Below are 16,545 nucleotides of genomic sequence, written 5' to 3'. Positions count from 1 at the left end.
GCCAGACCCAGCAGCATGGTACCGGCCAGCAAGAAAGACAAGAGCTTCTTCTTCATGGTGTAATTCCTCCTTGTTTCAGTTGGTGGAACGGTAACGAGGTCTGTAAACCCGGATTGTAACCGGTTACATTCGTTATGTCCTTACTCTACCACACTGTATTGCATTTTGCAAGTGTTCTCCCCGGATAAAGCGGCTGTTTTCCGTGCTTTCTACTAAATAGACAAATTCAGACCACCCTATTTTGGCGGATATCCAAATTTTTCTCTTAAAATGTTTCGCTTTTCCCCTCCTTTTCCGCTTTTCTATAAGTGTAAGCGGTTTTAAGCTCGTGTACACAGAAGCCATCCACCGGATTGGCGCCGACCGCCCGGCGAATGGCCTCTCCTTCGCCCCGGACCCAGATGGAGACAGCGCCCTCCGACTGGGTCAGACCGGCATCCGCACTACAGGCCATGGGGGGTATGGGGCAGCTGCTCCACCCCCACTGGATGTCCTCCACGCCCGCTTGCTCCAGGGCGTCCACGCCCCGGGCCAGCAGGCTCCCCGCCGCCAGAACGCAGGCCAGCAGGCTGTCCGCCGGCGCACAGACCAAATTTCCTCTGACTTGGGCGAATTCTTCCGCAGGGGCGCTGGACACGCCCAAAACGTAGTCCTCCCCCTCCCTTACGCCGTATATCCCCCTCTTATCTGGCCGGAAAGCCGCGGCCAGAGCCGCAGGGTCATCGCAGAAGACCTCTACCGCCGGAACCTGACGGCCGTCGGGGAGCTTCCGGTGGGCGTAGCTCACCTGGCCCCGGCCGCCCATCAGGCCCTCCAGCACGCACTTGGCCGCCATCCAGCCCCCGGGACAGGCCCAGCCTCCGTCCACCCGGACGCCGTGTTCTCCCTGCGCTGCCGCGCAGTGCCAGGGGTCCGCCTCCTGTACCAGCTTGTCAAACTGCATCTTTGCCGCCGCTGTATATTCCATCTTATTTCCCTCCATTTGTCCCCAAAAAGCTGCGCTCCAGCACACCGTTGTGAAGCGCGCCGTAGGAGAAGGCATTTCCCGTGCGCAGATTGAAAAAGTTCACCCGGCAGGGGGCGTCCCACTCCCTGGGCACGTTGCGCCACAGGTAATCACACCGGGCGAACAGCTCCTCAAAGGGGACGCCGTATACGTCCTTATTCTTGTTAAAGGGCAAAATCTCCGCCAGCCGGGTGATATCCCCGTCACCGCAGTCTACATACAGATTGGTCTCCTGGCCGTAGATCAGGCCGTCGTTCACCCGGCCGTAGGCCAGCTGCTCGTCGTCCACCACCGCGGGGATGGGCGCGCTGCCGCTGGCCTGGACAATGGCGTCAATGGGAAAGCCCTGGTCCAGCAGGCTGGGCAGGCTCTGCTCCACGTTGCGGGCGCACACCTGGGCCGCGCCGGTGAGAGTGCCTGTCCGGGCCGCCAGAAGATAGAGATCCCTGGCCTCCCGCCCCACGGCGGCGGCAATCAGATCCGTCATTCCCTCGTCGGGGAGCTGGTCAATCTGGATATGGGCCACCAGCTTTTTGGGATGGGGGTCCCGGTAGGACACCGCCTGGGCGAAGTGGTCCGTCCCCGTAACGGCCCGCAGGGGTCCGGAGACGGAGCGCTTTACCCCCTGGTACTCAATATACAGAAACGCGTCGTGGGCGGCCAGCTCCGCGACGGCGGGCCGGTCCACAAAGACGGTGGCCGCCGGCAGGCGGCTGCTCCCCACCTGCATGGTGGTGTAGGTCAGCTCCCCCAGGCCCCCCAGGTTGGACTCGGTGAAGTACTTCGCCGCCATCCAGCCCCCCTTGGCGTGGACGCCTAGGTCAATTACCGTGGCGCCGTTGGCCAGTATGTGGACCTGGGCCCCGATCTGGTCCAGGTGGGGCAGAATGCGGGTCTCGATGATCCCCAGCGCCCGCTCGTTCAGTGACGTTCGCAATCTGTTTCCTCCTCTCGTTTCTTTTGAAAAAGGGGCGCGAGTCCGGCATTTTGACCCACGCCCCTTTTGTAACCGTTTTCTCTTTCAGCCCTTTACCACTTCAGGAGGATGCGGTGGATGTCCCGGTCTGTGTTGGCCCGCTTCATCTCCCCTTCCAGGTCCGCCATGGAGCCGAAGGACAGGGAGAGATCGCTGAAATCCACCTGCCCGCTGCCCAGCAGGCGCACCGCCTGACGGAAGCTTTCCTTATCGTGGCGGATGGCCCCGGTGAGCACCAGCTCTTTAAAGTGGATAAGATCCAGGTCAATGGCGGGACGATCCTCATGAGTGGGGGCGTAGAGCAGCACTGTAGCCCCCACCCGGGCGGCGGCCAGGCACTGGTTTACCGTCTGGGAGCCGCCCGCGGTGTACACCACCGCCGCCGCGCCCATGCCCCCGGTCTGGGCCATGACCTCCGCCGTCCAGTCCGACTGGGCCGGGTCCAGTGTCAGATCCGCCCCCATCTGAGCGGCCAGCTCCCGCCGCTTAGCGCTGCGCTGGACCACAATCACCTTACATCCCCGCAGCTTGAGCAGCTTGAGGAAGAGCAGGCCCATGAAGCCCGCGCCGATGACCACCGCGGTGTCGCCCCCCACTGCCCCCAGCTTGTTCACCCCCCGGGTGACGCAGGCCACCGGCTCGGCCAGGGCGGCGTAGTGAATGGGCACGCCGGGGGCGAAGGGGAATACCTCATAGCTCTGGCACACCAGATAGTCGGCGAAGCCGGCGGGGCCGGAGTACCCCCGGTCCGAGGGGCCGTCGTTGCCCAGGCAGTGGTTGTCAAACCCCCGGCGGCAGGGCTCGCACTGGTTGCAGCGCACCCACTTGGCCACCGACACCGGCATACCGGGCTGAATGTCCCCGGAGACGGCCTTTCCCGTCTCCACCACGGTACCGGCGATCTCGTGTCCCCCCACGAAGGGGAAGGGCATGGACTCGGTGCCCTCGTAGATGTACCGCTCCCAGGTACACAGGCCGCAGGCCTCCACCTTTACCAGGACCTGATCGTCCTTCAGGGGCGGGATGGGCCGCTCCACCTGGCGCAGCTGGCCCACGCCGTCAAATTGAATTTGCCGCATGTTCATGACTCCGCCTCCTCGTTCAAGACAAACAGGGTCTTCATGCCCTTCTTGTCCAGCAGGTCTTCGAATGCCTCTTTCCAGTCATCCAACTTCACCACGCCGGTGATCACCGGGGACAGGTCCAGCAGGCCGGTCTCCTCCAGCCGCAGGGCCTGACGCCAGTCCTTCCAGGTGTGGCAGAAGGTGCCCTGGATCTTCAGCTCCCGATAGACCATCTGGTCGTAGGGCAGCTCCACCGGGCGGGTGGCGATGCCCACCTGAAGGAGGGTGCCTCCCTTCTCCAGGGCGGTCAGACCGGCGCGGATGCCACCGCCGGCGCCGGAGCACTCCGCCGCCAGGGGATAGGCCCCGGGCTTGGCCTCGCTTACCACGTGCAGGCCAGCGGCGGCGGCCCGCTCCAGCCGCTCCCGGTCTGCCTCGGTGCCCAGAATGTCCACCTGACAGCCGTAGGCCTTCAGGGCCAGGCCGGCCAGCAGGCCCATGGGGCCGGGACCCACCACCAGCACCGGCAGACCCGGCTTCACGTCTACCAGCTCAATGGCGTGGATGATACAGGCCAGGGGTTCGGTGAGTGCCCCCTGCTTCAGGCTGACGTTATCCGGCAGGGGGTGGACGTACTGGGGGTCCACCAGGACGTACTCCGTAAAGGACCCAGGGGTGTCGAAGCCGATGGAGTGGCGGTTCTGACACAGCTGGTACCGGCCGGTTTTGCAGTACTGGCATACCCCGCAGGTGGAGGCGGTGTGCTCCGCGGTAACCCGCTGGCCCACGTTCAGATTTTCAACGCCCTCCCCCAGCCCGGCAATCCAACCGGAGAACTCGTGGCCGTGGATCCCCTGGGGCAGCCCCGCCTCCTGGCCCAGATAGATGTGCAGATCACTGCCGCATATCCCGGAATAGGCCACCTTGATCTTGACCATTCCGGGCGGTGTGACAGGCTCCAAAACCTCGCCCAGGGCGAAGTCCTTTGGTGTGTCGCTCTTTCTCAGCAGTGCCTTCATAACAGGAGCTCCCTTCTCAGATTTGCACAATCACCCGGTAGGTATCCGGCGACACCGCCCGCTGGAAGGCGTAGTCGATTTTCTCAAAGGGGACCTCCTCGCTGATGAACTCTCTCACGTCGATGAGGCCCTCGGACAGCATCCGGGCGGACTCCCGGAAGCTCTCCTTGGTGGTGGACACCAGGCCGGTGAAGTTGATTTCGTCATAGTGGATCTTGTTGGGGTCGATGCTCATGGTCCCCTTGGGGTAGATGGCACCGTAGAACACGATGGTGCCCCCCTTGGCCAGGGCGTTGATCCCCTGCTCCGCCGCCCTGGCGCCGCCGGCGGTGTAGAACACCGCCTCCACGCCCCGGCCGCCGGTGAGCTCCTTCACCACCGCCAGCAGGTCCTCCTTGGTGGGATCCACCACCCGGTCGGCCCCCAGCTTTTTGGCGGCCTCTTTGCGCTTGTCGTCCACCTCGGTAATAATCACCTTCAGGCCGCTGAGCTTGGCCACCTTTACGTGGAGCAGGCCCATAATCCCCGCGCCGGTAATGACCACGGTATCCCCGTAGACCACATGGGCCTTCTGCACACTGCGCAGCACGCAGGCCAGAGGTTCCGCCAGGGTGCCCACGGAGAAATCCATATCATCGCGGACCTTGTAGACCTGATAGCCCTCGGCTACCATGTACTCGCTCAGGCCGCCGGGGCCCCACAGGGTATCCGGGACAGGGTTGTCGCCGCCGTTGGCGCACATGTTGTCCATCCCCCGCTGGCAGTAGTAGCACTCGCCGCAGCGGGTGATGGCGGCTACCACCACCCGGTCGCCCGCCTGGATGCCGGAGGCCACCCGGCTGCCCACCTGCTCCACAACGCCGCACACCTCATGCCCGCCGTTAAAGGGATACTGCTCCTTGCCGCCGGTGTAGTAGCGCTGCTCAAAGGTACACAGGCCGCAGGCCTTTACCTTTACCAGCACCTGGTCCTCCCGGATTTCCGGCATGGGGAAGTCCTGGAGCTCCACCGTCTCCTTCGCGGTGATCACTGCCTTTTTCATGGCGCGTTCCTCCTTATCTGTCTCAATACTTCAATTCCCGATAGCGCTCATAATAGGCCTGGGTTTTGGCCAGATTTTCTCCCTCGCCGCTGTTCAGGTGGGCCGCCAGGTCTTTCCCGCCCTGGATCAGCTTCTCCACCACGTCCTCCATCTCCGCCACCGGCTTCCAGGTGGTGTAGGGGATGCAGAACTCCCGCCAGGGATAGCTGTTCAGATCGTTAAGGCAGAAGTAGCCCACCTTCATGTGGCTGTCAAAGACCATGTCCCCGTGGCTGCCGCTCAGGGCGATGAGCACCCCGGGGCGGCGGCGCTTGTTGACGCTGCCAAAGCGCATTTTCTGGGTCTCTTCGTCCTTCCAAATATCTACAAAGGGATAGCACCGGTCCACAAAGACCTTGAACGCGCCGGTAATGTCCCCATAGAACGTGGGAGTTGCTAAGACATAGGCGTCCGCCTCCCGCAGGGCCTGGTGGAGCTTGGGTACGTCGTCGTTTTTGATGACGCATTCATTGGTCTTCTCGCACACCCGGCACCCCCGGCAGGGCTTCATATCATAGTCGTGGAGGTAGTAGATATCCACCTCCGCACCGGCCTGTCTGGCCCCCTCGGCGAATTTCTGCACAGCGGTGGCGGTGTTCCCGTGGTGGCTGGAGCTGCTGACAAACGCGGCAATTTTCATTGGGCCATCTCCTCTCGATCCAGGCCGGCCAGCTCCGCGAAGACCGGACGGCTCAGGGTGTTCAGGTGCTGATAAAAGGGGAACAGGCGGTCATAGCGCTCGGCATTGGCGGCGTCGGGGCGGATGACGCTGGTCTCCCGCAGCCACCGGTCCCGCACCGTGTCAAAGCTGTCAAAGAGCTTCAGCGCCATGCCCGCCAGATAGGCGGTACCCAGGGCGTTGTCCCCCTGGGGGATATAGGTCAGCTCCTGGTGGAGCACGTCGGCGATGATCTGTCGCCACAGCAGGCAGTTGCTCCCGCCGCCGCCGATCACCAGCCGCTTCAGGGGCAGGGCGCTGTGCTCATAGGAATCCCGCAGGGCGTAGGCCACCCCCTCCAGCAGGGCGCGGTAGATGTGCCCCGCGGTGTGGGCGTTGGTCAGCCCGAAGAGCACCCCCCGGGCCAGGGGATCCGGCGTTGGGGTCCGCTGGCCCAGCAGATGGGGCAGGGCAAACAGGCCCTCCGCCCCCGGGGCCACCCCCGCCGCGGCCTCCTCCAGGGCCTGGTAGTCCATGCTCCGCGTCAAAATGGACTCCCGGAACCAGCGGGTAATCTCCCCGCCGGTGAGGACATTCCCAAGGAAGCGGGCCCCCCCGGTGATGAAGGGGCAGGTCCCCCGCTGATCGTCCAGGGACCGCTCCAGCCCCAGGAACGTGCCGGCGGTGCCCAGATAGATCAGCCCCTCCCCGGCGGAGACGGTGCCGGTGCCCACCAAAATGGTGTAGGAGTCCCCGGTGCCGGCCACCACCGGCGTCCCTAGGGCCAGGCCAGTCTCGGCGGCGGCCTGGGCCGTCACCGTGCCCACAACGTCCATGGGCCAGAACAGGGGGGGCAGCACCTTGGGGGCCAGGCCGATAGCCTCCATCCGTTCCGGCAGCCAGACATGGTTTTGGTCGTCATAGACCTCGCCGAAAATGGCCGCGATGTCGTGATCCGCGCTGTAGGCCCCGGTGAGCCGGTAGGCCACATAGGAGTGGGCGTTAAGCACCATCTCAATCCGGCCGTAGTTCTCCGGCTCGTTCTCCTTCAGCCACAGCAGCTTGGGGGTCACGTCCTGGAGGGAGAAGGGCCAGCCGAAGCGCTCCTTGAGCCGCCGGGCCTGGGCCACCGCCCGGTTATCCCGGTACAAAATGGCGTTGCGCACTGGGCGGCCCTCCCGGTCCAGGGGGCACAGATTGGGCACCATGCCGCTGGCGCAGATGCCGGCTATCTCCCCCGCCGGCACCCCCGACTGGGTCAGGCAGGCCCGGATCCCCTCCCGGGCCCCCAGCCACCAGCAGCCCTCCGGGTCCTGCTCCACATAGCCCGGCTTGCTCTGTATGATCTGATAGGCATAGGTATGCTGGGCCGCGCGGCGTCCCTCCCGGTCCAGCAGGACGGTCTTGATGCTGCTGGTTCCGATGTCAATGCCCAACAGATAGTTCTGTGTCATGGTTGACACCCCTCTCTACAAACCCTGTGTCTGCCAAGGACCACCTAGTCCAGGTGCTTCATAGCCTGGCCCAGATCCTCCCCCTCGTGGATCAGGCCGTTGAGCAGGCTGATGACCCGGTCGGGATGGGCATGGCCCCAGATGTTGCGGCCGATGGCCACGCCCTTGGCGCCGCACTTGAGGGCATCGTCAATGTTGGCGAAGAACTGCTCCTGGGAGTTGGTCTTGGCGCCGCCCAGCACCACAATGGGCAGGCCCTCGCAGCCGTTGACCACTTCCTCATAGGTGCGGCCGTCCGGGCCGGAGCGGTAGGGCATTTTCAGCATGTCGGCGCCCGCCTCAGCGGCCACCCGGGCGGCCAGCTTCAGGCTGTCCAGGTTGATGTACTCCGCCGGAGGATTGAAGCCGCCGGGGACCATCTCCGCGATGAGGGGCATTCCGTACTGCTCGCACTCCCGGCGCAGCCGGCTGATGATGGAGATCATGCACCGCTCCAGGCCGATGTCCTCGCCGGAGATGTCGGGGCCGCCGTTAAAGAGCACCGCGTCGGCCCCCACCTTCACGGCCTCCTCCACCGCCACACACAGGATGCTGTCGTGGGAGCCCCGGGCGTAGTCGGTGCAGGGGAAGTCCGCACGGACAATCAGGCCGGTGCGGCCCAGCAGGGCCTCGTGCCTGCGCGCCATGCCGATATTGAGAATCACCGCGTCTGTCCCGGCGTCAATCACCTGCTTCAGCGCCGCGCCCAGATCCGCGATGCCCGCCATGGGGCCGGAGTTCACCCCGTGGTCAAAGGCGGTGATGATGGTCTTGCCGTCGGCGCGGAAAATGTGGTTCAGTCTCTTGATGGTTCCCATAGAATATGTGCTCCTTTCTTTATGTAACGGGTTTCTGTAATCGGTTACATTCCTGTAAATCAATCTTATCATATCTAAATCTAAAAATCCAGCCCTATTTTCCCGCTTTCCGCTCTCGCGCCTTCACACAGCCGGAAGAGCAAATTCCCCTTTTGACACAAAAAGATGAAAAAGGCCGGCATCCGCCAGCCCTTTTCATTCTGTAACTCTGATTTTTAGTTGCCTTTATCAGAAAAACCCCCGGCAAACTTCTCCGCTTGCCAGATTCTTTGTGGTCTCCCGCAGGCGCAGCTCCACCGGATAGAGCACGCACTGGGTAAAGTCCATATTGCACGCCAGGCGCCGCAGCAGCAGCTCCGCCGCCTTCTCCCCCAAGCGCCGGTTGGGGGCGGCGATGGTGGACAGGGCGGGGGTGACATAGCTGGCCAGAGGGATATCGTCAAAGCCGATGATCTCCATATCCTCCGGCACCCGCAGGCCCCGGGTTTTCAGGCAGCGGATGGCCCCCACCGCCATCATGTCGTTGAAGGTGATCATGGCGGTGGGCCGGGTCTCGTAGGCCAGCAGCCGGGCGGTGCTCACCAGCGACTGACTGAGCTGGTCGCCGTAGTCTACAAACTCGATCTGACAGGTGCAGTCTGGGTGGAGGCGGAAAAAGTCCTCCGCCGCCTGAATACGGTGGTCGCTGACAAAGGAGTTTCCCGAAGCGGCCAGCACGCCGAAGTGCCGGTTGCCCTCGGCATAGAGGTAGCGCAGGGCCATCTGTACCCCCTCATAGTCTTCCATATACACCGAGATGGGGGGGCGGTCCAGGCGCATCTGGTCCGGGTTGCCGATGAGCACATAGGGCACCTGGATGCTTTGCAGGTAGTCCCGCACCTCCTTGCTGGTGCGGAAGTCAGACACATAGAGGATCATCCCGTCCACCCCCTGCTGGTCCGGCTTGCGCTGCTCCGGGGGGAGGCTGTTCAGGGAGTAGATTTGCAGCTTGTACCCCGCCATACTGAACACCTTCTGGCTGCCCTCCACCAGCTGGCTGAAAAATTCATTGCTCAGGGTGGGCACCACGCAGGCGATTGTCCGGGTCTGGCCGGTGGACAGGCTCTGGGCGGAGGCGTTGGGCACATAGCCCATCCGCCGCACCACCTGGGTAATCCGGTCCCGGGTGGCCGGGGAGACCTTGTCCGGCTGGTTGATGCAGCGGGACACTGTGGCCACCGACACGCCGGTGAGCTTGGCTATCTCTTTAATGGTCAAACCCTTCCCCCCTTCTCCTCCCGGTCCGGCCCGCCGGCGGAGATCCGGTACCACCGGGGGCCGTTCCCGCCAGCCTCCAGCGGGACGCAGGTCAGGCTTGGGGCATTTGCCCGCACCCAGGCCGCCTCCGCCCCGCTCAGGCGCAGCTCCGCCTGCCGCCGGGCGCCGCCCTTCAGGCTCTCCCGCAGCACCCGTTCCATAGGGTGTTGGCCCTCCGCTGTCCCTCTCATCCCGCTTCCCCCTCCTGTCCTCTCTCTAATCTATTATGATGATACCATCCCATGTCGGATTCCACAAGTCTATTTTCCCCAAACCGCGACACAACAGGACCCGGCAGTGAAATCTTCTCACTGCCGGGTCCCACGTGTCTGGAATTATCTGAAATCAGTTCAAATTACTCCACCAAGGTCACGGTATAGCCCAAGGCCCGCAGGCCGGAGACGATGCCCCCCGGGTCGGACATATGGCCCGCGCCCACGGCCATGAAGACCGTGTTCTCCCCCTCGGCCTCCAAAAAGCGGGCGGCGGCCTGGATCATGCCTGGGTCCCGGTCGGTGAAGAGGCGGGCGCTGATCTCGTCCCCGCTGCTGATAATATCCGCCTTGCTGTAAGTTGCGTCAAAGGCCTCGGGGCTGCGGGCCTTCCAGGCGTCGAACATGGCGGCGATTTGGGCCTCGTTGGCGGCGGCGGCGTCCAGGGCCTCCTGGCTGGGCTCGCCGCTGTTCCGGCTGGCCTCAAAGACCGCCAGGCCGCCCTCTAAGTAGGCCTCCTGATATGCGGGAGACAGCGTGTCAAAAATATTGATCTGGAGGTCATAGCTCTCCACCCCTGTAGTCTTGATCCCCGCCCAGGTGGCGGCGCTGTTGAGGTAGAGGTCCACCGCCATGGCGTTGGCGCTGGTGGTGCCGTCCTGCATGGACAGGCTGGACAGGCTGGTGGCCAGCACCCAGGGCTTGCAGGCGTCGATCTCCGCCCGCGTCATGCCAAGCGGTTCCAGCGCGGCGCACACCCGCTCGTACAGCTCGGGGCTGATGTGGTCCTTTAACGTGGTGCCGTCGCTGTAGACCTGGCTGGCCGCCAGCTGGGCCATTCCCGCCGCGTCGTTGAAGTCCAGCTCAAAAGCCACGGTGTCCGCGCTGAGCAGGGCGCTGCGCACCGACTTGTGCAGGGGATAGGCGTTGCTCCGGTCCAGGTGGATAGTGCCTAGGAGATAGAGGGTGTTGTCCCCGTTGACCGCCTTCCACAGCAGGCCCTTGGACCCGGCGTCGTTGGCGTCATAGAGGGCGAGAATCAGCCGGTCTGCCATCACCATGGCCTCCTGATAGGTGCAGGTGCGGTCCAGGCGGTTGCCGGCACCGTCCCCGTGGAGCACCCCGATCTGGGTCAGAAAGCCCTCTGGACCCAGGCCGATGCCGTCGATCTGGTAGCGGGCGGCTTCCTGATACAGGGCGTTGACCACGCCGCCCCGGGTCCCGTCCAGCACCAGTCCCTCCCACGCCACATCGGCCTCCGGCAGGCCCAGCAGGGCCAGCTTGTCCGCCACAATGTCCGTCATGGCCTCCAGCTGCTCCCCGGTGATGGGGGCGTGGAGATAATTGGCATAATTATCGTCCATCAACCCCATGGCGTAGCTGTCGGCAATGGCGCCGTAGGCCCAGGGGTCGGGCTGGCCCTCCGCCCCCAGGGCGGGGGCCGTCACCACCGCCGCGGCCATCACCGCCGCAGCCAGCCGTTTTATGATCTTCCTCATATCGTTCTCCTTTCTGTTACCCAAAGAGCTCCTTGCTCTTTTTCGCCATCCGCTCTCCGTAGGCAGTAAAAATGGGGCGGTAGCGCTCCAGCTCCTCGCTGATAGCCACCGGACCCAGGTGGATGTAGGGCTTGCCCCAGCTTCCGCCGCCGGAGTAAACCACCATTCCCAGCACCATGAAGTGGGTCAGAATGCCCTGTACCGCCATGTCGCCGCCGCCGTGGACGTAGTCCGCCGTGGCGAAAGCGCCCCCCAGCTTTCCGGCCAGGCTGCACGAGCGCGCCTGGATCTCCAGCCAGTTTTTCACCGTCCCCGCCATGCTGGCCAGGTAGGCCGGGGTACCCAGCAGGACACAGGCGCTCTCCTTTACAAATTCTTGATCCACCCGCTCCAGGGGGAAGACGCCCACTTCCACGCCCTCCACCGACTGGGCCCCCGCCCCAATGGCACGGGCCATCCTCTTGGTGTTTCCCGACTTGGAGTAATATAAAACTGACAATTTCATTCCACATTCCCCTTTTCCTGTGCTATAATAACCCTGTGGGTCCGGCTTTGCACCCGCCAATCAGCTTTCTAACGCCGCTTCCGATTATAACCCAGTCCGGCGGAAATCGCAAGCACCGCCTACTTTTGAAAGGAGATCTCGACATGAAACAGTATGAGTATGTATCCCTCTCTATCGTCAAGTTTTTTGGGGCTGGATCCGAGGAGCACAGGGCCGTTATTGACGAATATGCTCAGAAAGGCTGGCGGTATGTGGGGTTTATCCCCACGGAGATCAGCGATTCTGGCAAGATCAAGGCTATAGACCTGATTTTTGAGCAGGACTGCTGACGGCATTCCAATTTTTATCATAAGGGGGCAGGCGGCATGGTCATCGCCGATTTACACATCCACTCCAAATATTCCCGGGCCACCAGCAGCGACTGTGTGCCTGCCGCCCTGGACTTCTGGGCCCGCCGGAAGGGGATCCAGCTGGTGGGCACTGGCGATTTCACCCACCCCGCCTGGCGCTCGGAGCTGGCGGAGGCTCTGGTCCCGGCGGAAGAGGGGCTGTACACCCTCAAGCCGGAGCTGGTCCGGCCCGGCCCCACCGCCTGCGCAGGCGCCCCCCGCTTTGTGGTCAGCGGGGAGATCAGCTCCATCTATAAGAAAAAGGGCAAGGTGCGCAAGGTTCATAACCTCATCGTCCTCCCCAGTCTGGAGGCCGCGCAGACCCTCTCCCAGCGGCTGGAGGCCATCGGCAACATCCACTCCGACGGCCGGCCCATTCTGGGCCTGGACTGCCGGGACCTGCTGGAGATCACCCTGGAGGCCGTCCCCAGCGCCATCTTTATCCCCGCCCATATCTGGACGCCCCACTTCTCCCTCTTCGGCGCTTTCTCCGGCTTTGACGCCATTGAGGACTGCTTTGAGGATCTCACCGACCACATCTACGCCCTGGAGACCGGCCTGTCCTCCGACCCGCCCATGAACTGGCGTCTGTCCGCCCTGGACCGGTTCCACCTGGTGTCCAACTCCGACGCCCACTCCCCCTCCAGGCTGGGGCGGGAGGCCAATCTGCTGGACATCCAGCCCTCCTATCCCAATCTGGAGGAGGCCCTGCGCACCGGCCGGGGGCTCGCCGGCACCATTGAGGTCTGCCCCCAAGAGGGGAAGTACTTCTTCGACGGCCACCGCAACTGCCATCAGTGCCTCTCCCCCGGGGAGGCCGCCGCCCTGGACAACCGCTGTCCCGTGTGCGGCAAGGCGCTGACCACCGGCGTGCTCCACCGGGTGGAGGAGCTGGCCGACCGGCCGGAGGGCTATGTGCGCCCCAACGCCCCCGCCTACGAACGGCTCACCCCCCTGCCGGAGGTCATCGCCGCCGCCCTGGGCATCGGGCCGGGGGCCAAGCGGACCGCCCAGGTATATGAAACCATGCTCACCCAGCTGGGGCCGGAATTCTACATCCTGCGCCAGGCCTCTATCGAGGACATCGCCCAGGCGGCGGGGCCCTGCGTGGCCGAGGGCATCCGCCGGATGCGCGCCGGGCAGGTCCAGTGGCGTCCCGGCTACGACGGGGCCTATGGGGAACTCACCCTTCTCTCCGAGCGGGAGCGGCAGGATCTCAACGGTCAGGTCACCCTCTTCGCCGGGGAGCCCCCTAAGGCCAAAAAGCGGACCAAAACCGCCCCCATCCCCAAGACAGCACGGAGCGAGACAACCCCTAACCCGCCGCTTCCGGCGGATACGCTGAACGAGGCCCAGCAGTCCGCCGCGGCGTCCGCCTGCCGGGCGGCGGCGGTGACCGCCGGTCCGGGCACCGGCAAGACCAAAGCCCTGGTGGCCCGCATTCAGTACTTAATTGAGCGGCAGGGGGTGCGCCCCAGCGAGATCACCGCCGTCACCTTCACCAACAGGGCTGCGGAGGAGCTGCGGGAGCGGCTGGCCGCTGCCCTGGGGGGAAAGCGGGCCCTGCGGGGGCTCACCGCCGGCACCTTCCACGCCATCGCCCTGGAGCTGCTCTCCCAAGAGAAACCTGTCCGTCTGGCAGGGGAATTTGAGTCTCTGGAGCTGGCGGGGCAGGCCCTGCGGGCGCTGGGGGTGAAGGCCGCCCCCCGCAGGCTGCTTCAGGAGGTCTCCCGCCGGAAGAATGGCCTGCCCCCGGAGGAACCGGAGCTGAACGGAGTATGCGAATTCTACGCCCGCCGTCTGGCGGAGCAGGGATTGATGGACTATGACGATCTCCTCCTCCGCGCCCTGGCGTGGGGGGAGGGGGCGGAGGAGGCCTCCCTGCGCCGCTTCACTTACCTGCTGGTGGACGAGTTCCAGGACTGCAACGGGGTACAGTACCGGCTGGTCAAGACCTGGAACCGGGCAGGCCGCAGCCTCTTTGTCATCGGCGACCCGGACCAGTCCATCTACGCCTTCCGGGGCAGCCGGGGGGACTGCTTCGCCCGGCTGGCGGAGGATTTTCCCGGCCTGCACACCGTCTCCCTCACCCAAAATTACCGCTCCACCCCGGAGATCCTGGGCTGCGCCCTGGCGGCCATCGCGCCCAACGGCGGCGTTCCCCGTACTTTGGTCCCCACCCGCCCCGCCGGGGCCAAGGTCCGCCTGATCCAGGCCGGGGACGACCGGGGAGAGGCCATTTTTACCGCAAAAGAGATCCGCCGGCTGGTGGGCGGGGTGGACATGCTGGAGGCCCATCAGGCGCCCCGGCCGGAGCGGGTGTACAGCTTTTCCGAGATCGGGGTGTGCTGCCGCACCCGGCGGCAGCTGCGCCTGCTGGAGCAGTGCCTGCGCCGGGACGACATCCCCTGCGTCATCGCCGGACGGGAGGACTGGCTCCAGGACGATATCGTCCGGGGCGCCCTGTGCTTCTTCCGCCTGCTGCTGGACCCGGAGGACCTGCTCTGTCTGGACAGCTGCCTGCGGCTGGTGTGGCAGGCCCCGGGGGATCTGGTCCGGGCGGTGTGCGCCTCCTGGGCCAGAATTCCGGGAAGCGCCGGGGAGCGGCTCGCCGCCGCCGCAGAGGACTACGCCGCCGTGCCGGCCCTCCAGCCCTGGCTGAATCTGGCCGCTCACTTCGCCCCCGGCGCCGGACGGGAAAAACCGTGGAAGCTGCTGGAGCGCTGGGCGGTCCAGGCGGGCTGCACCGGCTCCGACCCCCTGGACCGCCTGCAGCACATGGCCCTATTTTACCCCACCATGCCTGCCCTGCTGGAGGGGCTCACCCTGGGCGGCGAGGGGGATCTCCGCCGCCGCTCCGGCCGGGAGCTCCCCTCCGGCGCCGTTACCCTGATGACCCTCCACGCCGCCAAGGGGCTGGAGTTCCCCGCCGTCGTCCTGTGCGGCCTGCGCCAGGGCCTGGTCCCCTTGGAGTCCGGCCGCGCCCCCGCTGACCTGGAGGAGGAGCGCCGGCTGTTTTACGTGGGCCTCTCCCGGGCCGGGGAATCGCTGATCCTTCTCACCTCCGGCCAGCCCTCCCCCTTCTTGGCGGACCTGCCGGAGGCGATGATTGAGCGGGGAGCCGCCCTGCGGGCAAAGCCTCCCGCCAGCAATCAGCTCAGCCTATTCTCTTAGAGCCTGTATTCACAGCCATCCGCAACCGGCAAGCCGGGAAAAAGGATGCCGCTTCCAACGGCACATACCGTTGAGATATAAAAATTTTCTTAGGAGGAAGCATGATGAAAAAACAGCTATTGACCCTGACCCTGGCGTTGTGTACCCTGCCGGCACTGACTCCCACAGCCCACGCGGCGGACTATACCTTCACCGACCGCACAGGCAGCCAGATTACGGTCAAGGACGGGGAGTATTCCTTCGCCACCCGGGTGGTGGAGTTTACCCCCGGCAACCCCTGGACAAACATCCAGATCAACCAGGATCCGTCCACCGTGCTGGGACAGCCCGACTACGCCGGTGAAGACAGCCCTACGAATCTATGCCTGGGCGCAGGCGGCTCTCTGGTGGTGGAGTTCAACGTAAACATTGTGGACGGCGAGGGAGATGATATCTACGTCTTTGAGGTGGGCGAAGAGATGGAGGCTACCAAGGTAGAGGTCAGCAGCGACCTGGCCACCTGGTACGACGTGGGCACCGCCCGGGGCTCCACCGCCGGGCTGGACATTAACGGCAAAGTGCCTGAGGGCAGCCGCTTCCGCTATGTGCGGCTTACCGACGTGGACAAGTCCAACAGCAGGTGGCCCGGCGCGGATATTGACGCGGTGCTGGCCCTCAACTCCAAGCCCGTCACCAGCAACTGGGCGGAGAATGAGATCGACAGGGCCAAGGAATACGGCCTCATCCCGGAGATTCTGGAGGGGGCCGTGATGACCGAACCCATTACCCGTCTGGAATTTGCGGCTGTGTCGGTCAAGACCTATGAGGCCCTCACTGGCGTAAAGGCGATTCCCGCCGTAGAAAATCCCTTTACCGACTGCGGCGACGCAGAGATGCTCAAGGCGTACAACCTCAATATAGCCGTAGGGATTAGCCCGGACACCTTTGCCCCGGACCTTCTGCTCAGCCGGGAGCAGGCCGCCGCCATGCTCACCCGCGTGTTCAAGCGCATTACTTTGCCTGGCTGGACCATTGATACCGACAGTCAGTTCACCTTGCCCTATACCATGCCCGCGCCCTTCGCCGACGACAGCGATATTTCCGGCTGGGCCCAGGACAGCGTGTACTTTATGGCTGCCAACGGAATTATTAACGGGATTCCTGGGAACAAATTTGCCCCTAAAAATATGACCTCCGCCCAGGAGGCTGAGGGCTATGCCAATGCCACGCGAGAGCAGGCCCTGGCCATTGCGGTTCGGATGGTGGAAAATCTGAAATAGAACCGGCCCACAGGTCAAACGTCTGCTTGAAAAACCGCGCAAAGAGCGCCTCCCGCAGAGGGGGGCGCTCAGCGTATCAAAACGCAAAATCTGAAG

15 protein-coding genes are annotated in these 16,545 nt (G+C 64.2%); 3 read left to right on the top strand and 12 right to left on the bottom strand.

Annotation, left to right across the window (positions count from 1 at the left end; all coding sequences use genetic code 11):
- Positions 1 to 265 precede the first annotated feature (265 nt).
- The 12 genes from D1159_RS14890 to D1159_RS14835 all read right to left on the bottom strand — a co-directional run bounded on the left by D1159_RS14890 (position 266) and on the right by D1159_RS14835 (position 11,627).
- Positions 266 to 967, bottom strand: coding sequence for a methenyltetrahydromethanopterin cyclohydrolase (locus D1159_RS14890; RefSeq protein WP_161846445.1), 702 nt, complete (start codon positions 965 to 967; stop codon positions 266 to 268).
- A 1-nt stretch (position 968) separates the two neighbouring features.
- The gene (locus tag D1159_RS14885) at positions 969 to 1,943 is read right to left on the bottom strand and encodes a methenyltetrahydromethanopterin cyclohydrolase (RefSeq protein WP_161846444.1); all 975 of its coding nucleotides are present in this window, start codon (positions 1,941 to 1,943) and stop codon (positions 969 to 971) included.
- Between the two features lie 92 nt (positions 1,944 to 2,035).
- Entirely contained in the window at positions 2,036 to 3,067 is a 1,032-nt protein-coding gene (locus D1159_RS14880; RefSeq protein ID WP_161846443.1) for a zinc-binding dehydrogenase, read from the bottom strand.
- Positions 3,064 to 4,065: an alcohol dehydrogenase catalytic domain-containing protein gene (locus D1159_RS14875; protein ID WP_161846442.1), complete on the bottom strand. Its 1,002-nt coding sequence runs from the start codon at positions 4,063 to 4,065 to the stop codon at positions 3,064 to 3,066. The genes D1159_RS14880 and D1159_RS14875 overlap by 4 nt, the downstream gene beginning before the upstream one ends.
- A gap of 16 nt (positions 4,066 to 4,081) precedes the next feature.
- Complete coding sequence (locus tag D1159_RS14870) at positions 4,082 to 5,107, bottom strand: zinc-binding dehydrogenase (protein ID WP_161846441.1); 1,026 nt, start codon at positions 5,105 to 5,107, stop codon at positions 4,082 to 4,084.
- Between the two features lie 22 nt (positions 5,108 to 5,129).
- The gene (locus tag D1159_RS14865) at positions 5,130 to 5,786 is read right to left on the bottom strand and encodes a flavodoxin family protein (RefSeq protein ID WP_161846440.1); all 657 of its coding nucleotides are present in this window, start codon (positions 5,784 to 5,786) and stop codon (positions 5,130 to 5,132) included.
- Entirely contained in the window at positions 5,783 to 7,258 is a 1,476-nt protein-coding gene (locus D1159_RS14860; protein ID WP_161846439.1) for an FGGY family carbohydrate kinase, read from the bottom strand. The genes D1159_RS14865 and D1159_RS14860 overlap by 4 nt, the downstream gene beginning before the upstream one ends.
- 44 nt (positions 7,259 to 7,302) lie before the next feature.
- Positions 7,303 to 8,115 carry a deoxyribose-phosphate aldolase gene (locus D1159_RS14855; RefSeq protein WP_161846438.1) on the bottom strand — a complete coding sequence of 271 codons (813 nt, stop codon included), beginning with the start codon at positions 8,113 to 8,115 and terminating at the stop codon, positions 7,303 to 7,305.
- A gap of 228 nt (positions 8,116 to 8,343) precedes the next feature.
- Entirely contained in the window at positions 8,344 to 9,372 is a 1,029-nt protein-coding gene (locus tag D1159_RS14850) for a LacI family DNA-binding transcriptional regulator (RefSeq protein WP_161846437.1), read from the bottom strand.
- A complete protein-coding gene (locus D1159_RS14845; protein WP_161846436.1) occupies positions 9,369 to 9,602 on the bottom strand; it encodes a hypothetical protein in 234 nt (77 codons plus the stop codon). Before D1159_RS14845 ends, D1159_RS14850 begins: the two co-directional genes overlap by 4 nt.
- Positions 9,603 to 9,766: 164 nt before the next feature.
- Entirely contained in the window at positions 9,767 to 11,122 is a 1,356-nt protein-coding gene (locus D1159_RS14840; RefSeq protein WP_161846435.1) for a TraB/GumN family protein, read from the bottom strand.
- 16 nt (positions 11,123 to 11,138) lie between these two features.
- Positions 11,139 to 11,627 (bottom strand): NAD(P)H-dependent oxidoreductase, encoded by a 489-nt coding sequence (locus D1159_RS14835; RefSeq protein ID WP_161846434.1) that lies wholly within the window; start codon positions 11,625 to 11,627, stop codon positions 11,139 to 11,141.
- Between the two features lie 143 nt (positions 11,628 to 11,770).
- Between D1159_RS14835 and D1159_RS14830 the strand changes: the two genes are divergently transcribed.
- The 3 genes from D1159_RS14830 to D1159_RS14820 all read left to right on the top strand — a co-directional run bounded on the left by D1159_RS14830 (position 11,771) and on the right by D1159_RS14820 (position 16,449).
- The gene (locus D1159_RS14830; RefSeq protein WP_161846433.1) at positions 11,771 to 11,956 is read left to right on the top strand and encodes a DUF4177 domain-containing protein; all 186 of its coding nucleotides are present in this window, start codon (positions 11,771 to 11,773) and stop codon (positions 11,954 to 11,956) included.
- Between the two features lie 36 nt (positions 11,957 to 11,992).
- Entirely contained in the window at positions 11,993 to 15,190 is a 3,198-nt protein-coding gene (locus D1159_RS14825; protein WP_161846432.1) for a UvrD-helicase domain-containing protein, read from the top strand.
- 101 nt (positions 15,191 to 15,291) lie between these two features.
- Positions 15,292 to 16,449 carry an S-layer homology domain-containing protein gene (locus D1159_RS14820; RefSeq protein WP_161846431.1) on the top strand — a complete coding sequence of 386 codons (1,158 nt, stop codon included), beginning with the start codon at positions 15,292 to 15,294 and terminating at the stop codon, positions 16,447 to 16,449.
- Positions 16,450 to 16,545 lie beyond the last annotated feature (96 nt).

This window comes from Pseudoflavonifractor sp. 524-17, assembly GCF_009935845.1.
Taxonomy (GTDB): Bacteria; Bacillota; Clostridia; order Oscillospirales; family Oscillospiraceae; genus Pseudoflavonifractor_A.
Note: the sequence above shows the minus strand (reverse complement) of the source record. Positions and strands in the feature narration are given on the sequence as shown.

Bases quoted from the DNA above. Each gene is read 5' to 3' on its own strand.
- D1159_RS14890 (WP_161846445.1), bottom strand. From the start codon at position 967: ATGGAATATACAGCGGCGGCAAAGATGCAGTTTGACAAGCTGGTACAG.
- D1159_RS14880 (WP_161846443.1), bottom strand. From the start codon at position 3,067: ATGAACATGCGGCAAATTCAATTTGACGGCGTGGGCCAGCTGCGCCAG.
- D1159_RS14875 (WP_161846442.1), bottom strand. From the start codon at position 4,065: ATGAAGGCACTGCTGAGAAAGAGCGACACACCAAAGGACTTCGCCCTG.
- D1159_RS14870 (WP_161846441.1), bottom strand. From the start codon at position 5,107: ATGAAAAAGGCAGTGATCACCGCGAAGGAGACGGTGGAGCTCCAGGAC.
- D1159_RS14865 (WP_161846440.1), bottom strand. From the start codon at position 5,786: ATGAAAATTGCCGCGTTTGTCAGCAGCTCCAGCCACCACGGGAACACC.
- D1159_RS14860 (WP_161846439.1), bottom strand. From the start codon at position 7,258: ATGACACAGAACTATCTGTTGGGCATTGACATCGGAACCAGCAGCATC.
- D1159_RS14855 (WP_161846438.1), bottom strand. From the start codon at position 8,115: ATGGGAACCATCAAGAGACTGAACCACATTTTCCGCGCCGACGGCAAG.
- D1159_RS14845 (WP_161846436.1), bottom strand. From the start codon at position 9,602: ATGAGAGGGACAGCGGAGGGCCAACACCCTATGGAACGGGTGCTGCGG.
- D1159_RS14840 (WP_161846435.1), bottom strand. From the start codon at position 11,122: ATGAGGAAGATCATAAAACGGCTGGCTGCGGCGGTGATGGCCGCGGCG.
- D1159_RS14835 (WP_161846434.1), bottom strand. From the start codon at position 11,627: ATGAAATTGTCAGTTTTATATTACTCCAAGTCGGGAAACACCAAGAGG.
- D1159_RS14830 (WP_161846433.1), top strand. From the start codon at position 11,771: ATGAAACAGTATGAGTATGTATCCCTCTCTATCGTCAAGTTTTTTGGG.
- D1159_RS14825 (WP_161846432.1), top strand. From the start codon at position 11,993: ATGGTCATCGCCGATTTACACATCCACTCCAAATATTCCCGGGCCACC.
- D1159_RS14820 (WP_161846431.1), top strand. From the start codon at position 15,292: ATGATGAAAAAACAGCTATTGACCCTGACCCTGGCGTTGTGTACCCTG.